The sequence below is a fragment of the Arthrobacter sp. 10N44_2 genome, assembly GCF_056394385.1.
Genome location: NZ_JBFTHT010000017.1, coordinates 1 through 15,500, shown reverse-complemented (window position 1 = coordinate 15,500; position 15,500 = coordinate 1). Strand labels below are relative to the sequence as shown.

At 67.0% G+C, this 15,500-nt stretch carries 15 protein-coding genes and 1 pseudogene; 8 read left to right on the top strand and 8 right to left on the bottom strand.

The window, feature by feature from the left end; genetic code table 11:
* Positions 1–246 precede the first annotated feature (246 nt).
* The 3 genes from AC1DBX_RS16240 to AC1DBX_RS16230 are packed head-to-tail and all read left to right on the top strand — an operon-like array spanning position 247 to position 4,180.
* Positions 247–1,299 carry an extracellular solute-binding protein gene (locus AC1DBX_RS16240; RefSeq protein WP_476932227.1) on the top strand — a complete coding sequence of 351 codons (1,053 nt, stop codon included), beginning with the start codon at positions 247–249 and terminating at the stop codon, positions 1,297–1,299.
* Positions 1,296–2,363 carry an ABC transporter ATP-binding protein gene (locus tag AC1DBX_RS16235; RefSeq protein ID WP_476932226.1) on the top strand — a complete coding sequence of 356 codons (1,068 nt, stop codon included), beginning with the start codon at positions 1,296–1,298 and terminating at the stop codon, positions 2,361–2,363. Before AC1DBX_RS16240 ends, AC1DBX_RS16235 begins: the two co-directional genes overlap by 4 nt.
* 47 nt (positions 2,364–2,410) lie before the next feature.
* Positions 2,411–4,180: an ABC transporter permease gene (locus AC1DBX_RS16230; protein WP_476932225.1), complete on the top strand. Its 1,770-nt coding sequence runs from the start codon at positions 2,411–2,413 to the stop codon at positions 4,178–4,180.
* 34 nt (positions 4,181–4,214) lie between these two features.
* On the opposite strand, the gene AC1DBX_RS16225 is transcribed toward AC1DBX_RS16230, so the two are convergent.
* The gene (locus tag AC1DBX_RS16225) at positions 4,215–5,405 is read right to left on the bottom strand and encodes a 4-hydroxybenzoate 3-monooxygenase (protein WP_476857689.1); all 1,191 of its coding nucleotides are present in this window, start codon (positions 5,403–5,405) and stop codon (positions 4,215–4,217) included.
* A 93-nt stretch (positions 5,406–5,498) separates the two neighbouring features.
* Positions 5,499–6,278, bottom strand: coding sequence for an IclR family transcriptional regulator (locus tag AC1DBX_RS16220; protein ID WP_476872301.1), 780 nt, complete (start codon positions 6,276–6,278; stop codon positions 5,499–5,501).
* Between the two features lie 133 nt (positions 6,279–6,411).
* Between AC1DBX_RS16220 and AC1DBX_RS16215 the strand changes: the two genes are divergently transcribed.
* Complete coding sequence (locus tag AC1DBX_RS16215; RefSeq protein ID WP_476932224.1) at positions 6,412–7,713, top strand: MFS transporter; 1,302 nt, start codon at positions 6,412–6,414, stop codon at positions 7,711–7,713.
* A 13-nt stretch (positions 7,714–7,726) separates the two neighbouring features.
* On the opposite strand, the gene AC1DBX_RS16210 is transcribed toward AC1DBX_RS16215, so the two are convergent.
* Complete coding sequence (locus AC1DBX_RS16210) at positions 7,727–8,809, bottom strand: FUSC family protein (protein WP_476932223.1); 1,083 nt, start codon at positions 8,807–8,809, stop codon at positions 7,727–7,729.
* A 243-nt stretch (positions 8,810–9,052) separates the two neighbouring features.
* On the opposite strand from AC1DBX_RS16210, the gene mscL reads away from it, so the two are divergent.
* The 3 genes from mscL to AC1DBX_RS16195 all read left to right on the top strand — a co-directional run bounded on the left by mscL (position 9,053) and on the right by AC1DBX_RS16195 (position 11,248).
* Positions 9,053–9,583, top strand: a complete 531-nt coding sequence (gene mscL, locus AC1DBX_RS16205; protein WP_476932222.1) for a large conductance mechanosensitive channel protein MscL — start codon at positions 9,053–9,055, stop codon at positions 9,581–9,583.
* A gap of 93 nt (positions 9,584–9,676) precedes the next feature.
* The gene (locus tag AC1DBX_RS16200) at positions 9,677–10,270 is read left to right on the top strand and encodes a DinB family protein (protein WP_230007521.1); all 594 of its coding nucleotides are present in this window, start codon (positions 9,677–9,679) and stop codon (positions 10,268–10,270) included.
* A 96-nt stretch (positions 10,271–10,366) separates the two neighbouring features.
* Positions 10,367–11,248 carry an ACT domain-containing protein gene (locus AC1DBX_RS16195; protein WP_476932221.1) on the top strand — a complete coding sequence of 294 codons (882 nt, stop codon included), beginning with the start codon at positions 10,367–10,369 and terminating at the stop codon, positions 11,246–11,248.
* A gap of 63 nt (positions 11,249–11,311) precedes the next feature.
* Here the strand turns inward: AC1DBX_RS16195 and AC1DBX_RS16190 are convergent, their stop codons facing one another.
* On the bottom strand, positions 11,312–12,271 hold the full coding sequence (locus AC1DBX_RS16190) for a diacylglycerol/lipid kinase family protein (protein WP_476932220.1): 960 nt from the start codon (positions 12,269–12,271) through the stop codon (positions 11,312–11,314).
* 172 nt (positions 12,272–12,443) lie between these two features.
* Here AC1DBX_RS16190 and AC1DBX_RS16185 point away from each other — a divergent pair, with 172 nt between their 5' ends.
* The gene (locus AC1DBX_RS16185) at positions 12,444–12,680 is read left to right on the top strand and encodes a hypothetical protein (RefSeq protein WP_476851420.1); all 237 of its coding nucleotides are present in this window, start codon (positions 12,444–12,446) and stop codon (positions 12,678–12,680) included.
* A 69-nt stretch (positions 12,681–12,749) separates the two neighbouring features.
* Here the strand turns inward: AC1DBX_RS16185 and AC1DBX_RS16180 are convergent, their stop codons facing one another.
* The 4 genes and pseudogenes from AC1DBX_RS16180 to AC1DBX_RS16165 all read right to left on the bottom strand — a co-directional run.
* On the bottom strand, positions 12,750–13,556 hold the full coding sequence (locus AC1DBX_RS16180; protein WP_476859616.1) for an IclR family transcriptional regulator domain-containing protein: 807 nt from the start codon (positions 13,554–13,556) through the stop codon (positions 12,750–12,752).
* A 62-nt stretch (positions 13,557–13,618) separates the two neighbouring features.
* Positions 13,619–14,326: a 3-oxoacid CoA-transferase subunit B gene (locus AC1DBX_RS16175; RefSeq protein WP_230007404.1), complete on the bottom strand. Its 708-nt coding sequence runs from the start codon at positions 14,324–14,326 to the stop codon at positions 13,619–13,621.
* A 1-nt stretch (position 14,327) separates the two neighbouring features.
* On the bottom strand, positions 14,328–14,987 hold the full coding sequence (locus AC1DBX_RS16170; RefSeq protein ID WP_476851417.1) for a 3-oxoacid CoA-transferase subunit A: 660 nt from the start codon (positions 14,985–14,987) through the stop codon (positions 14,328–14,330).
* An 18-nt stretch (positions 14,988–15,005) separates the two neighbouring features.
* A pseudogene (locus tag AC1DBX_RS16165) lies at positions 15,006–15,500 on the bottom strand (3-oxoadipyl-CoA thiolase); the annotation flags it as partial.

Sequence of the window (15,500 nt, the reverse complement as noted above, 5' to 3'; positions counted from 1 at the left end):
GGGTCGTGCTGGGACGGTTCAAGGCTAGTCCTGGCCCCGGTGCCTGTCGACGGAAAATATGAGCCCCGCCGGGCCGCCCCTGATGTTCACGCCGGGTTAATCCCGCGGGCGCAACCCGTTCCGCCTGACCGAGGAGACTCAAAGGCCCCGGTCCGGCTATTTTATCGAATCGATAGCTATAATCGCCGAGTCCTGCATTTGCCCCTATAGGCTGACCGGACAAATGCTCTCTGGTCCCGTTCAGAAATGAGTTCACTCGTGCGCAGATTGAAATCCATGGTTGCCGCCGCCGTCGCAGTTACCGTGCTCTCCGGCTGCGGAGGGGGCGCCGCCGACCCGGCGGCCTCATCCGAAAAAGCCCCCGGGCCCGCAGCCGTTGCTCCCGCGGGACCGCCCTCCGGCGAGACTCTCATCGTCTACACCAACTCCAACGGTGAAGGTCGCGGCGAGTGGCTAACGCAGAAGGCCGCGGAGGCCGGCTTCAAGGTCGAAATCGTCGGGGCCGGCGGCGCGGACGCCACCAACAAGCTCATCGCCGAGAAGAACAACCCGATTGCCGACGTCGCGTTCGGGCTGAACAACATGTACTTCGAACAAATCAAGGCGGCCGGTGCGATTGAGCCCTTCACGCCCTCCTGGTCCGGGGAAGTCGACGGCACCAAGGGAGACAAGGCCGACAGCAAGGCCTACTGGCCGCTGGTCCAGCAGGCGATCCTCCTCGGCTACAACTCCGGGAAGTTCAGCAAGGACCAAGCCCCCAAGGACTGGACTGATCTGTGGACCCAGGACAAATTCAAGTCCCGCTACGAGCGTGTCACCGGCCTCGGCACCGCCACAGCGCAACTGGTCTTCGCCAGCATCCTGACAAGGTACAAGGACGACGGCGGCGATCTGGGCATCTCCGACGAAGGCTGGAAGCAGGTCGAAGAGTACTTCAAGAACGGAACCCCGGCGGTGGCCAAGACTGATCTCTTCGCCCGAATCGCCTCCGGCGAAACAGACATGGGCCAGATGCCCTCCTCGATCATTAGCGAACGCGAAAAGTCCTTCAAGGTCAATGTGGAGACCGTCATGCCTTCCGTTGGCGTGCCACTGGCCATCGAGCAGGTCGCCCTGGTCAAGGGAACGAAGAAAAAGGACGAGGCCCTGAAATTCATCAACTGGTTCGGAAGCGCGCAAACGCAGGGTGAGTGGGCCCAGCCCGGGGGGGGGGGGCGGCCCCCCGCGGGGGGGGCCGCAGCCCTGCCCTCCGTGTTCGCCGTCCAGCTGTTCTGCCGCCAGAAAGACAGGTTGCCATGATCCGTTTCGAGAACATCGAAGTCACTTTCGGTGATTTCACCGCCATACCCGAGCTGAACCTCGATGTGAAGGAGGGCGAGTTTTTCACGCTGCTCGGTCCCTCCGGCTGCGGAAAGACGACGGCGTTGCGCACCCTGGCCGGGTTCATTGAACCGTCCGCCGGCGAGGTCTACGTTGACGGCAAGGCCGTCACCCGGTTCCCCAGCGACAAACGCCAGGTCGGTATGGTCTTCCAGAACTATGCCTTGTTCCCGAGCATGAGCGTGTGGGAGAACATTGCCTTCGGACTGCGGGTCCGCGGGGAGAAACCGGCCGAGAGTGACCGGCTGGTCCGCGATATCGCCAGGCGTGTTGATCTCTCCGATGAGCAGTTGCGCAAGAACGTGGCGGAGCTCTCCGGCGGGCAGCAGCAGCGCGTCGCCGTCGCCCGGGCGCTGGTGCTGCAGCCCAAGATACTGCTGTTGGACGAGCCGCTCTCGAATCTGGATGCGAAGCTCCGGCACCAGCTCCGGCAGCAGCTCAAGGACCTCCAAAGCGAATTCGGCATCACTACGGTCTATGTCACCCATGACCAGGACGAGGCACTGGCCATGAGTGACCGGGTGGCGGTCTTCAACCACGGGGTGGTGGAACAGGTCGGCACTCCACAAAGCATCTACGACGAATCTGCCACCGAGTTCGTCTGCAATTTCATCGGGGACAGCTCCCACCTCACCGCCGGGTTCGTCGCGGAACTGAACCGGCGGTCCGGGCACACCCTCGATCCCACAGCCAGCTCTTACTTGCGGGTGGAAAAAGCGTCCCTCGACTCCTCGGGCGGGGACGGCTCGGCCGTTCCACTGGACGGAACGGTTGTGTCCAAGACGTATCACGGCCTGCACAGCAGGTACGTGGTCCGCTGCCACGGCGCCGATATCCGGCTGCTGGTCAAGGAAGACGGCGGCGCCCATCCCGGCACGGGCAGCCAGGCAACCGTGTACGTCCAGCCCTCCCACGTCCTGCAGTACCACGCGGAAACCGGCGCCGCTTTGGGAAACCGGCTGCAGGAAGCTTTCCTCCCGTGAGCGGCGCGGGCAGGCGGGGCAACTCTAAAGGCGCCAGCACCCGCAGCATGCTCCGCTCCCCCGCCGTCCTGATCGTCGGGGTCGCCCTGACGTGGTTCATCGCGGCGTTCCTGGTCTGGCCCAATGCCAACGTGCTGATCCAGACATTCTTCCCGGACGGGAGCTTCTCCGGCCGGGCCGCCCAGAAGCTCTTCTCCTCCCAGCGGGCGATGAAGTCGCTGGGCAACAGCTTCCTTCTTGCCGTGGCCTTATCCATCACCGTCAATGTGGTGGGCATCTTCATCGTGCTGGTCACGCAGTACTTCAGGATCCGAGGCTCGAGGATTCTGTTCCTCGGCTACGCCACGACGTTTATCTATGGAGGCATCGTGCTGGCGGCCGGCTACAAGTTCATCTACGGGGACAAAGGCATTGTCACCGGCTTCCTGCTCGGGATGTTTCCCGGCATGGATCCGGGCTGGTTCTCCGGCTTCTTTGCCGTCCTGGCCGTCATGACGTTCGCCACCACCACAAACCACATGCTGTTCGTCACCAACGCGCTGAAGGGCGTCGACTACCAGACCATCGAAGCGGCCAGGAACATGGGAGCCTCGACCTGGACCATCCTGCGGCGGGTCGTTCTGCCGATGCTCAAGCCCACCCTGTTTGCGGTGACGGTGCTTTCATTCCTGACCGGACTCGGCGCGCTGTCCGCTCCGCAGGTCCTCGGCGGACGGGACTTCCAAACCATCACGCCGATGATCCTCACGTTCAGCAACAGCCCGACGTCGCGAGATCTCGCCGCGCTGCTTGCCGTGATCCTTGGCCTGGCCACCATTGTGATGCTGGCTGTCATGACGCGGCTGGAAAAGGGCGGAACCTACTTCTCGGTCTCAAAAGTCGCCTCCGGTCTGCAGAAGCAGCAGATCCGCAACCCCGTGGCGAATGTCGCGGTCCACGCCGCCGCCTATCTGCTGTTCGCTGTCTACACCCTGCCGGTGGTGCTGATCGTGCTGTACTCCTTCGCCGACGGCGCCGCGATCCAGACCGGACAGCTCTCGCCCGGCAGTCTCACTTTGGACAACTACGTCCGGGTGCTGACGCAGCCTTCGGGACTGCGGCCCTTCATCATCAGCCTGGTCTACAGCGCCTTGGCCGCGGTGATCGCCGTCGGCGGGCTGCTGTTCGTCGCCCGACTCCTGCAGAAGCACCGAAACTGGATCACGAGCGCCGTCGAGTATCTGCTCCACATTCCGTGGATCCTGCCCTCGGCATTGCTCGCCCTGGGCCTGATCCTCAGCTACGACCATCCGAATCCGCTAGTGGGCGGCGCGGTGCTGACCGGCACGACTGTAATCCTGCTCATCGCCTTCGTGACCGTCAAGATCCCGTTCACCCTGCGCATGCTCAAGGCCTCCTTCGCGTCAGTCAACTCCTCGCTCGAGGAAGCCGCCAACCTCATGGGCGCCAAGACTCTGTACGTGTTCCGCCGGATCCTGCTCCCGATCGTGCTGCCGGCGGCGGCCGCCATCGCAGCCCTGAACTTCAACAGCATGCTGGACGACTACGACACGGCAATCTTCCTGGCCCACCCGCTGTTCCAGCCCCTTGGCCTCGTCATCAAGGCCAACACGGACGGCTCCGAGGGCGTAGACGGGGTCTCGAACACCTTCGTCTATACGGTGCTGCTGATGGTCATCACCGGAGTGACCATGTACCTCGTCTACGGCAGAGCGGGGCGGAAAACCGCGAAGACCGAAAAAGTCCGCCCCGACGACACGGAAGCCACGGCGCCGGTCCTGCCAGAAGCTGCGCGGGAGCCCGTCCGCGTTCCGTGAGTGGTGCTGACTTGACGTCATCCCGGCCGCCGGTCTAGCGGGCGCCCGGCCAGCCGGTGTAGGCCTCCGCGAGGTAGGCGCTGCCGTGGCGGGAGGACACCACGGACTGGAGCTCGCCAAGCTGGCGGGCGCGGGAGAAATCATCGGCGCCGGCCGGGGTGTGCAGCATGGAAGTCATCCAGTAGGAGAACTGCTGGGCCTTCCACACCCTGTTCAGGGCGCGGTCGCTGTAGGCGTCCAGGAGCGCGGCGGAGCCGGTGGCGTAGAAGCTGTCGAATCCCTCGAAGAGGACCTTGACGTCATGCAGCGCCAGGTTCAGGCCCTTGGCCCCGGTGGGCGGCACCGTGTGCGCGGCGTCTCCGGCGAGGAACAGGTTGCCGTGCCGCATGGGGGCGTGGACAAAGCTGCGGAATTTCAGGACCGTCTTGTCGATCACGGGCCCTTCCTTGACCTCGAATCCGTTGCCGTTGACGCGGCTGCGGAAGGCCTCCCAGATGCGGTCCTCATCCCAGTTGTTGACGTCCTCGTTGGGGTCGCACTGGAAGTACATCCGCTGAACCGTCTCCGTGCGCTGGCTGATCAGGGCGAAGCCGTTCTCCGAGTTGGCGTAGATCAGCTCGTCGGAGCTGCGCGGCGCCTCGGCCAGGATGCCGAACCAGGCGAAGGGGTACTCGTGGAAGTACCACTTGCGGTGCGCCTCGGGAATCTGGAACCGGCAGTGGCTGCGCGAGCCGTCCGCGCCGGCGATGAAGTCGGCCTGGAGCTCGTACTCGACGCCGTCCGCATCCGTAAACCAGACCTTGGGCTTGGCTTCGATGTCGTGGATGGTGGTGTCCGTGACGCCGTAGCGGACATCGCCGCCGTCGGCCTTCCGGCGTGCGGCGAGGTCCAGGAACACGTCCGTCTGCGGGTACAGCCACACCGACTCCCCGACGAGGTCCTGGAAGTCGATCCGGTGGCTTTCGCCGTTGAAACGCAGTTCGATTCCGTCGTGCCGGTCGCCGTCACGCAGCACGCGGTCGGAGACACCGCTGTCGACGAGCATGTTGACAGAGCCGTGCTCAAGGATGCCGGCACGGACCGTCTCGGAGATCTCCTGGTGGCTGCGTATCTCCAGCACGGTGGATTCGATGCCGGCCTTGGCCAGCAGGTGGGACAGCATGAGTCCGGCCGGGCCGGCCCCGATGATGGCTACCTGGGTGGTGATGACTTTTCGCTGTGCCATGTGCGTCTCGCTTCGTTGCGGGGTCCGGGCGGTCGGGGCCGGGGCCGTTTTCGTCTTCCGGCTAACAGTGTGCTCCCCCGGGGGTGATACGCGTTACATGGATTCCGCTGAATGGAATACAGGATTCTCGCGGGGCTCTCCCAGCCGCCGCCCGATCCCCCGCGCCGCCGTCTGGAGGGCGGGAACAAGCGCCTGCAGGCGCACCTCGCGAAGGGGAACAACGACGCCGAGCGCCGCCACGGCGTGCTTCCTGCGGTCCAGCACCGGAACCGCGATCCCCCACGTGTCAGGGTCCACGACGCCGGCCAGCTGGGCATAGCCCCGGTGGGCGGCCTCGCCAAGGAGGGCGCGGAGATCCTCCAGGGCCAGCCGGCCGGTCGGATCGCTGAATCCCTCGAGGTACTCGGCCTGGACGGGGCGGGGCTGGTTGGCCATGAGCACCAGCCCGGCGGAGGACACGTGCACGGGCATCCGGCCGGCCACCTGCGCCCGGTTGGCGACGGAGCCGCGGCGGGACAGCCGCTCCACAAAGAGCGCTTCCCGCCCGTCCAGCACGGCGAGGTTCACGTTTTGATGCAGCACCTGCTGGATGTCTTCCATGAAGGGCAGGGCTGCCTGGCGGAGCTCGAGCGTGGGGGAATTGCGGTTGGCGAGCTCCCAGAGCCGCAAGCCCAGGCTGACGGAGCCGCCGGGGCCGACGTCGAGCAGGCCATGCCCGGCCAACTGCCGGACGAGCCTGTGCGCGGTGGTCAGGGGGAGCTCCGCCCTCGCGGCAAGCTCCGAGAGCGGCAGCGCCGTGACGCCTTCAGGGAACGCGGCAATCAACCGCAGGACCCGGTCCACCACCGAGTCGCCGGAGTTCGAGTTGGCCACCATATCCCTTCCGTTGAATGGTTTTAAGTGTCCCATGCAACACGGTGCGGTGATAGAACTCTCACAATGGAAAGAGGCCCCGCGAACGCCGGCCGGGGCACGGAATCACCTAAACACTAGCGCTGAGGTAACAATGTCAACGTCGTCATTGGACAAGTCGTCGTCATCGGGGGAGAAATCACGGTGGCCCGTGTGGCTCTGCTGGCTGGCCATGGTGCTGGACGGCTTTGACCTGGTGGTGCTCGGCACGGTCATCCCGACCCTCATCAAGTCGCAGGAACTTGGCTTCGACGCCGTTGGGGCGACGTTCGCGGCAACCGTCTCCCTGGTGGGTGTGGGGCTCGGCGCGCTCTTCATCGCCCCGCTCTCGGACCGCTTTGGCCGGCGGAACCTGCTGGTGGCCTGTGTGGCGTGGTTCTCCCTCTTTACGATCGCCGTCGTCTTCGCACCCAACGTGGCGTGGTTCAGCACGTTCCGGCTGCTGGCGGGCCTCGGCCTGGGCGCCTGCCTGCCCGCCGCGCTGGCGTACATGAACGACTACGCACCCGCCGGAACGGCCGGAAAGTCCACCACCCGGACCATGACCGGGTACCACGTCGGCGCCGTGGCCACCGCGTTCCTGGCCCTCATGGTCATTCCAAGCTGGCGGACCATGTTCGTGGCCGGCGGCCTGGCCGGCTTCGCCCTGGTCCCCTTCCTGTGGTTCAAGCTTCCGGAGACCCTCCCGCCGGTCCACCACATCCCTGCGGCCGCCAAGTCCCCGGCCGGCAGCCAGGCCCGCGCGCAGGCTGCGGCCGCGCCCGCGGAAGAACGCGCCAGCTTCCGGGATTTGGGCCGAAAGCCCTACCCGCTGATAGCGGCCGGTGTGGCCGTGGCGTCCTTCATGGGGTTGCTGCTGGTCTACGGCCTGAACACCTGGCTGCCGCAGCTCATGGCCTCCGCCGGTTACAGCCTGAACGCCGGCCTCGCCTTGCTCCTGGTCCTGAACGTGGGCGCCGTGGTGGGCCTGCTGATCGCCGGCGTCCTGGCCGACCGGCACGGGACCAAGAAGATCGTCCTGCTCTGGTTTGGCCTCTCCGCCGTGTTCCTGGCTGCGCTCAGCGTCCAGATCCAGAACGAAGTGGTGCTCTATGCCGCCGTCTTCGTCACCGGCGTGTTCGTCTTCAGCTCCCAGGTTCTGGTCTACGCCTGGGTCACCCAGCTCTTCCCCGTCCGCCTGCGCGGCACCGCTTTGGGCTTTGCCGCCGGCGTGGGCCGGCTGGGGGCAATTATGGGCCCGGCCGTCACTGGCGCGCTGGTGGCCGCCGGCATCGCCTACCCGTGGGGCTTCTATGTTTTCGCCGCGGCCGCGGTCCTGGCGGTGCTCGCCCTCGCCTTTGTCCCGCAGACCGTCCCGGCAGTGTCCCGCGCCGGCGCCAGCGTCGGGCACTCGTAGCCGTCAGTCGCGCCTAGGAGAAGCGCCCCGGGGTCCGCGCCTCGCGGCGGCCCCCGAGTTTGCGCCACGCGCCGGGCGCCAGCACGACGGCGATGCCGACGGCGGCGCCGATGATGGTCTCGACGATTCTGTCGCGGAGCAGGAGGCCGGGCGGCACGGGCGCCACGAGAAGCGTCGAGGTCAGGGCCAGCGGCGTGACGAAAACCTGCGCCAGCATGTACTGGCGGGCGATGAACATCTCGGCGCCGAACTGGCACGCGGCAATGACCAGCACCGTCTGCCAGGGCGTCGGCTGCAGGAGCAGGATGCCGGCGAGCAGCACCAGCCCCAGGGCTGTGCCCGCGATTCGCTGCAGGCCGCGGCTGACGCGGTGCCGGGTGGTGTGGCCCACCAGCGGAACGACGGCGGCCACCATCGCCCAGTAGTTGTGGCCAATGCCCAGCCATTCCCCGGCCAGGGTTCCCAGCGTTCCCGCCAAGCCTGCCGCCACGAGGTAGCCCCAGCTTTCATGCCACGCGGTGCGTGTCTCCCGCGGAGTGAGGGCCGCCGGTCTCGGATTCACCCACGGGGTCCGGTGGCTCCGGGCCACCCGCGAGGACAGGCCGAGCAGCAGGGAGAAGGCCACCGTGAGGACGGCCACCAGCATGGCCTGCCACAGCGGCGGCTGGTTGGGGATTGACGCGATGGCCGCGAACGCGAAGATATGGAACAGCGAACCGGAGGGGCGCAGGCGCCACCACGCGACAACCAGGGAGCAGCCCCACGCGATCACGGTGGTGGCCACCACGAGGACCCAGGTGGTGCCTGCCGCCGACAGCCCGGCCAGGGCGTCCACCCGCGCGGTGAGGGCGGCCAGGAACATCACCAGCAGCATCAGCCCGCCGCCGCGGACCTGCAGGGTCAGACGCCTGGCGTGCGGCTCGTTGCGGCCGTAGATGCCGGTGAAGGCGCCGAAGGAAGCGAAGATTGCCAGATCCAGGCGGTCCAGCAGCACCAGCGTGATCAGCGGAACAAAGACTCCCACGGCGCAGCGGAAGGCAACCTGGTGGTCCTTGTTGCCCGGCGCGATGGTGAACATCTCGGCGAACACCTTCATAGCGCCGGCCTCAGAGCGAAAAAGCTCTTCATGGGCGGGTTCTCACGCATTTGTTCATGAGTTCAGGCGCCTTTCGTTACAGCCGGAGTGTTACGACGGCGGCGCTGGCATCCAAGAGGGAGTTTACGCCGGAACGGCGCGGCGGCGGCATCGGAATCCGTTGATCGGGATCGGCCGGCTGCACCGCGAAGTGGTAGCGTCTATCGGTTGAATCAAGCCCGCAACGCACACCGGAGGTTCCCCATGCTCAAAGGATTCAAGGATTTCATCCTGCGCGGCAACGTGATCGAACTGTCCATCGCCGTCGTGGTCGGCACCGCTTTCACCGCCCTGGTCAGCGCGTTCACCGCAAACATCGTCAACCCGATCCTGGCTGCCGCCGGCGGAGTCGAGACCCACGGCCTGGGCTTCTACGTCTGGCCTGGCAACGACAAGACCTTCGTCAACATCGGCGCCGTGGTGACGGCCTTCCTGACCTTCCTCATCACCGCCGCGGTGGTGTACTTCATTTTCGTGGCCCCCATGAACCGGATCAACCGAATGGTCAAGAACCGGCTCAAGGCAGCCGAGCCCGAGGAGAAACCGATCCCGGCCGACACCGCGCTGCTGGCCGAGATCCGCGACCTGCTGGCCAATCTGGCCGGCCCGGACTCCGCCGCCACCCGTGCCCGCGTCGGGGAACACCCGGACTGGGAACACCGGGACGGGGAGTACCCAGACGGGAGGGCACACTCGTCCGAGCCGGCCGGAACCGCAAGCCGAACTCACGTCTGACCCGTCCTTGCCGGGCCCTCTGGCGGGCGGCCGGACCGGAGTGCTTTGATGTAGGGGCCCGCCGCGCGAGCTGGGCTGCCAAGGAGGAACACCATGCCGGACCTTAGTTGGAACCACGAGCTGGTGGACCAACTGGACTGGCATTTTGCCAATAAGGCCCGGCCGCGGCTGGAGGGGTTGACTGACCACGAGTACTTTTGGGAGCCGGTACCGGGCTGGAATGTCCGCCGCAAAGACGCCTCAACACCGCTGGCCGCGCCGGGTTCGGGCGAATTCACCATAGATTTCAGCTACCCGGAGCCCATTCCTGCTCCGGTGACAACCATTGCGTGGCGCCTGTGCCACATTCTGGTCGGCGTCCTCGGCGCACGCACGGCATCGCACTTTGGCGGCCCACCGTTGGACTACCAGAGCTTCGCCTACCCCGGCACCGCGGCCGGGGCACTGGCCCAGCTGGACGAGTACTACGGCCGGTGGATCCACGGCGTGAAGGGCCTCCACGAATCGGGATTGGCGGCACCCTGCGGGCCGGCCGAGGGCCCGTACGCCGATGCCCCCATGGCAGCACTGATCCTGCACATCAACCGTGAGATGATCCACCACCTGGCCGAGGTCGCCCTGCTCCGCGACCTTTACGCCCACCGCCACCTGCTCCAGCGCGGCCCGGAGGGTGGACCGGGCCTGTAACAGCACGATCACCTGGCCTGGCCCGGTCCCGGTCCCGGCGCGAAACCGTCACCCGGCGGCAACCGGGCCGAAACAGCCGGCCGGGATCATGGGAGCATGACGCGCACCTCCGCAGGCAAAAACCCTGCCAAAACCACCGGCAAAGCCCAGTCCCCGGCCACCTCCGAGTTGAGCTGCGAAGTGTGCGGCCAGATGCCCGAACCGACCAAGGCACGGCTGACCCTGGCCAATGTCGCCGTGATGCTCCCGATCGAACTGCTGGTGCACGCGGCGGCGGTGGAAACCCACCTGCCCTACGTTGCCAAGGTCCTGGTGCTGACCCTGACCGCGACCATCCTGGTGATCTGGGTGGCCGAGCCCTCGGCGGCCCGGATGCTCAGGGGCTGGCTGCATGCCCCGGCCCTGCGGCACCGCAAACGGCTCGACGCCGCACCCGCCCTGTGGCGGGCGCGGACCGTCCTGAAAGACAAGCCCGGGTCGCTGCAGAAACTGACGCAGGCCCTGGCCGCGCTGAACACGAACATCCTCAGCATTCATGTTCATCCCGTGGCCGGCGGTGTGCTGGACGAGTTTGTGCTCTCGGCTCCGGGCGAAGTCCGCGAAGCCGAGCTGCTCCGGGCGCTCCGGGCCGGCGGCGGAGCGGACCCGCACGTCTGGCCGACCACCGCCCTGGCCATGGCCGACGGGCAAACCGGGGCACTGAGCCTGGCCGCCCGGATCGCCGCCAGCCCGGAGGAGCTGCCGCTGGCGGTCGCGGAACTGCTGCGGGCACGGATCATCCCCGGAACGGCCGCCGGCATCACCGAGGGCCCGCCCTCCACGGGCGGTGACGGGACGGTCCTGAAAATCCCTACGGCGTGGCACGGGCCCATTACGTTTTCCCGGCCCGGCGAGCCGTTTACGCCTGCCGAGTCTGCCCGCGCACACCGTTTGGCCGAACTCGCGGAGATCCTGGCGCACCGGCCGGCGGCGCGTTAGCCGGCCCGGCAGGCCGGCGGCCCGGCTGGCCGGTGAAATAGCCGCCCGATGGTTGGCGCGGGGTCAGATGCCTGTCATCCGGATGGTGAGGGCATCCTGCTCGACCGTGACCTTGAGGTGCTTGGCCTTGCCGAGCGGGTCGCCGTCGAGCTGGAATTCCTGCTCGTGGGCGAGTTCGATCTCGGCTGACTTTCCGGCGAAATATTCCACCGACGCGTTCTTGGAGTTCCTCCGGCCGAAGACACCGGCCAGCACATCCAGCCAGCCGAACCGGCCGATGGGGGCCAAAATCACGACGTCCAGGATGCCGTCGTCGATCTTGGCGTCGGGAAAGATCTCCACGCCACCCATGATCTTGCCGCAGTTACCCACCATCACGCTGCGGATGCGGCGCCGTACCGGGTGCTCACCGTCAATGCTGATTTTCGCCCTGATGGGCTTGCCCGGCAGGTGCCGGATGCCCGCCTCAACGTACGCGAGCCAGCCCACGCGGTCCTTGAGTTCGTCGACGGTGTTGGCCATGATGGCGGCGTCGTAGCCAAGTCCGGCCATCACCAGGAAGGTGGATTCCGTCTCGGCGTGGTCCAGCGTGGCCTTCACTACGTCCACCTTGGTGTCCGTGCCGCTCAGGACGTCGTAGCTGGCCGCCACGGGGTCGGTGATGTCGATGCCGAGATTGCGGGCCAGCAGGTTCCCGGTCCCCAGGGGCACCAGGCCCATCGGCGTTCCGGTGCCTGCGAGGACTTCCGCCACGCAGCGGACCGTTCCGTCGCCGCCTGCGGCGATTACGACGTCGACTCCGGCCTCCTGCGCCTCGCGGGCCTGGCCCAGCCCGGTGTCCTCCTTCGTGGTTTCCAGCCACAGCGGCTCCGCCCAGCCCTGGGTCTCGCACAGGCGGAAGAAGGAGGCGCGGAAGCTCTCACCGGGAGACTTCATGGGGTTGATAACCACGGCGGCGCGCCGGGACGCTGTATTGTCCCCGGTTTCCAGGGTCTCCGACGTCGCGGTGCTGTTCTCTGTCATGGCGTCCTTAGGGGCAATTCGGCGGAGGGTTCCCGAACTAAAATCCTAGCCGCAGTGCCCGCGTAACCTGCGCAGGGCTGGCGCGAATCGTGGACGTGCGCTCCGCAGGCTCACTAGACTGGACTTCGTGATGTGCCGGAGGCTGCGCTCCGGACGCCGAAAGCGGGGGCAGATGACTGAAACAGAGAATTACTCAGCGACGGCAGAATCGTCCAGCGTCGATCCGCACGACTGGGGCCGGGCGATGGCGCTGGCGCTCACACGGCTGGCCGAGCAGATCGCGCCCGGAGGCAGCGAAGACATCCATGCCCTGCTGGTGGGCAGGGACCTGCACTTGAAAATCGGTGACGAACCCGGTGGCGTGACGATCACGGTTTCAACAGAGCCCATCCCGGATCCCGCTGCCTGACGGTTCTCTTCCCAGGACGTACCACTTCCCAGACGTACCCCTTCCCGGACGTCCCGTCTGAGACGCGGTTCACCGGCCCGAGGTCAGGTCCTCGGAGATAATTTCCGCCGTGGCCAGCGCCGCCTCACGCACGGCCTTGAGGTAGGCGTCCGGTTCGGGCTGCGCGGACACTGTCTGGGCCTGCAGCGAGACGTTGATGGCCGCCACGACTTTCGGCCCGTCGTGGACGGGCGCCGCGATGGACATCAGGCCCAGCTCCAGCTCCTGGTTCAGCAGGCACCAGCCCTGGGCGCGAACAGTATCCAGCTCCGCCAGGAGGGCGGCCCGCGTTCCGATGGCTCCGGGAGTCAGGGGCCGGATCTCGGCGGCCGCAAGGTACTCTTCCAGCTTCGCCGGCGGGAGGGCCGCGAGCAGCACCCTGCCCATGGAGGTGGCGTAGGCGGGGAAGCGGGTGCCCACCGTGATGCCGACCGTCATGATCCGCCGGGTGGACACCCGGGCGATGTAGGCGATGTCGGTGCCTTCGAGCACCGCGGCCGACGTCGACTCCCCCAGTTCGAGGGAGAGCTCTTCCAGGTGCGGCTGGGCGAGCTGCGGCAGGGAGAGCCCGGACAGGTAGGCGTAGCCGAGCTGCAGCACTTTGGCAGTCAGGGCGAAGATCTTGCCGTCCGTGCGGACATAGCCCAGCTCCGCGAGCGTGTGCAGGAACCGCCGGGCGGTGGCCCGGGTCAGCTCGGTCCGGGCCGCCACCTCGGTCAGCGTCATCTTGGGGTGTTCCGTGTCGAAGGCACGGATCACTGCGAGCCCGCGCGCCAGCGACTGCACGTACTGGTCGCTGGCCGCGGGCGCGCCGCCGCTCTTGGCTGGCTCAGTCATTTTCCGCCTCTCGGTCCCGCATCACTTTAGCGGTGCCCACAGCTTGTCCGGCCGCAGGCCCGTCAGCTTGGGTCCGCCGCCCGGAGCGGCATCGGGACCATGGCCTGGAGTTCCTCGAGCGTGCAGCCGAAGGTCTCCCGCACCTGGACGCCGTCGGGTCCGGTCAGGAAGACGGCCTTGTCGGTGTAGACGCGGGTCACGCAGCCGATCCCGGTGAGCGGGTACGTGCAGGTCTCCACGAGTTTGGACACGCCGTCGCGGGTCAGGAGCGTCATCATGACGAAGACGTCCTTGGCGCCGGTGGCGAGGTCCATGGCGCCGCCGACGGCGGGGATCGCGTCCGGGGCCCCGGTGTGCCAGTTGGCGAGGTCGCCGGTGGCGGAAACCTGGAAGGCGCCCAGGACGCAGATGTCCAGGTGTCCGCCGCGCATGATCGCGAAGGAGTCAGCGTGGTGGAAGTAGGACGCCCCCGGCAGTTCGGTCACGGGGATCTTCCCTGCGTTGATGAGGTCGCCGTCGATCTGGTCCCCGGTGGCCTCCGGGCCCATGCCGAGCATGCCGTTCTCGGTGTGGAGCGTAATGTTCTGCTCCGGCTCGAGGTAGTTCGAGACCAGGGTGGGCTGGCCGATGCCGAGGTTCACGAACGATCCGGGGACGATGTCGCGGGCCACGAGGCGCGCGAGATCGTCACGGCCCAGCGGCTTGCCGGACGTCTGGAGATCAGCCTGGTTGCCGGTCCGCAGACTCTGGTCATTGGTTGGGATGCTCATCTCAGGCCACCTTCACAATGCTGTTGACGTAGATGCCGGGGGTCACGATGTTTTCCGGGTCCAGGCCGCCGGTGGGGACGATCCCGGACACCTGGGCGATGGTGTGTTTCGCGGCGGCGGCCATGATGGGGCCGAAGTTCCGCGCGGTTTTACGGTAGACCAGATTGCCCCGGCCGTCCGCCGTGAGGGCCTTGATCAGGGCGACGTCGGCGTGGATGGGGGTCTCGAACACCTGCCACTTGCCGTCCAGGAAGCGGGTTTCTTTGCCTTCGGCGAGCATGGTGCCGTAGCCGGTGGGCGTGAAGAAACCGCCGATCCCGGCGCCGGCGGCACGGATCCGCTCGGCGAGGTTTCCCTGCGGGACCAGTTCGAGCTCAACCTCGCCGGCGCGGTACCTGGCGTCGAAATGCCAGGAGTCGGACTGCCGCGGGAAGGAGCAGATCATCTTCTTCACCCGGCCTTCCTTGATCAGCAGGGCCAGGCCCTGGTCGCCCTGGCCGGCGTTGTTGTTCACCACGGTCAGGCCGGTGGCGCCGCACTCCAGCAGCGCGTCGATGAGCTCGAACGGCTGCCCGGCGTTGCCGAAGCCGCCGATCATCACGGTGGAACCATCCTTGATGCCGGCGACGGCCTCGCCGACGGTGTCGATGAAATTCAGCATCTGTCTTTGCCCTGTCCTCTATGCCGCATCGCGGGAAGTTACGTTTTCGAGCACGACGGCGAGGCCCTGGCCGACGCCGATGCAGATCGCGGCGACGCCCCAGCGCTGCCCGGAGGCCTGCAGGGAACGGGCCAGGGTGCCGAGGATGCGGCCGCCGGAGGCGCCGAGCGGGTGGCCCATGGCGATCGCGCCGCCGTGCCGGTTCACGATTCCCGCATCGATGCCCCAGGCGTTGATGCAGGCCAGGGACTGCGCGGCGAACGCCTCGTTCAGTTCGACCGCGCCGACCTGGTCCCAGCCGATCCCGGCCTTGGCGAGGGCCTTGTTCGCGGCCTCGACCGGGGCGTAGCCGAAGTACTGGGGATCGTTGGCGTGCGCGCCGCGCCCGGCGATCCGGGCCAAAGGCTCCAGGCCCAGGATCCCGGCGGCCTTTTCACTGCCCAGCCACGCCGCGGACGCGCCGTCGGAGAGCGGGGACGCGTTCCCGGCCGTGACGGTGCCGTTCCCGGTCCG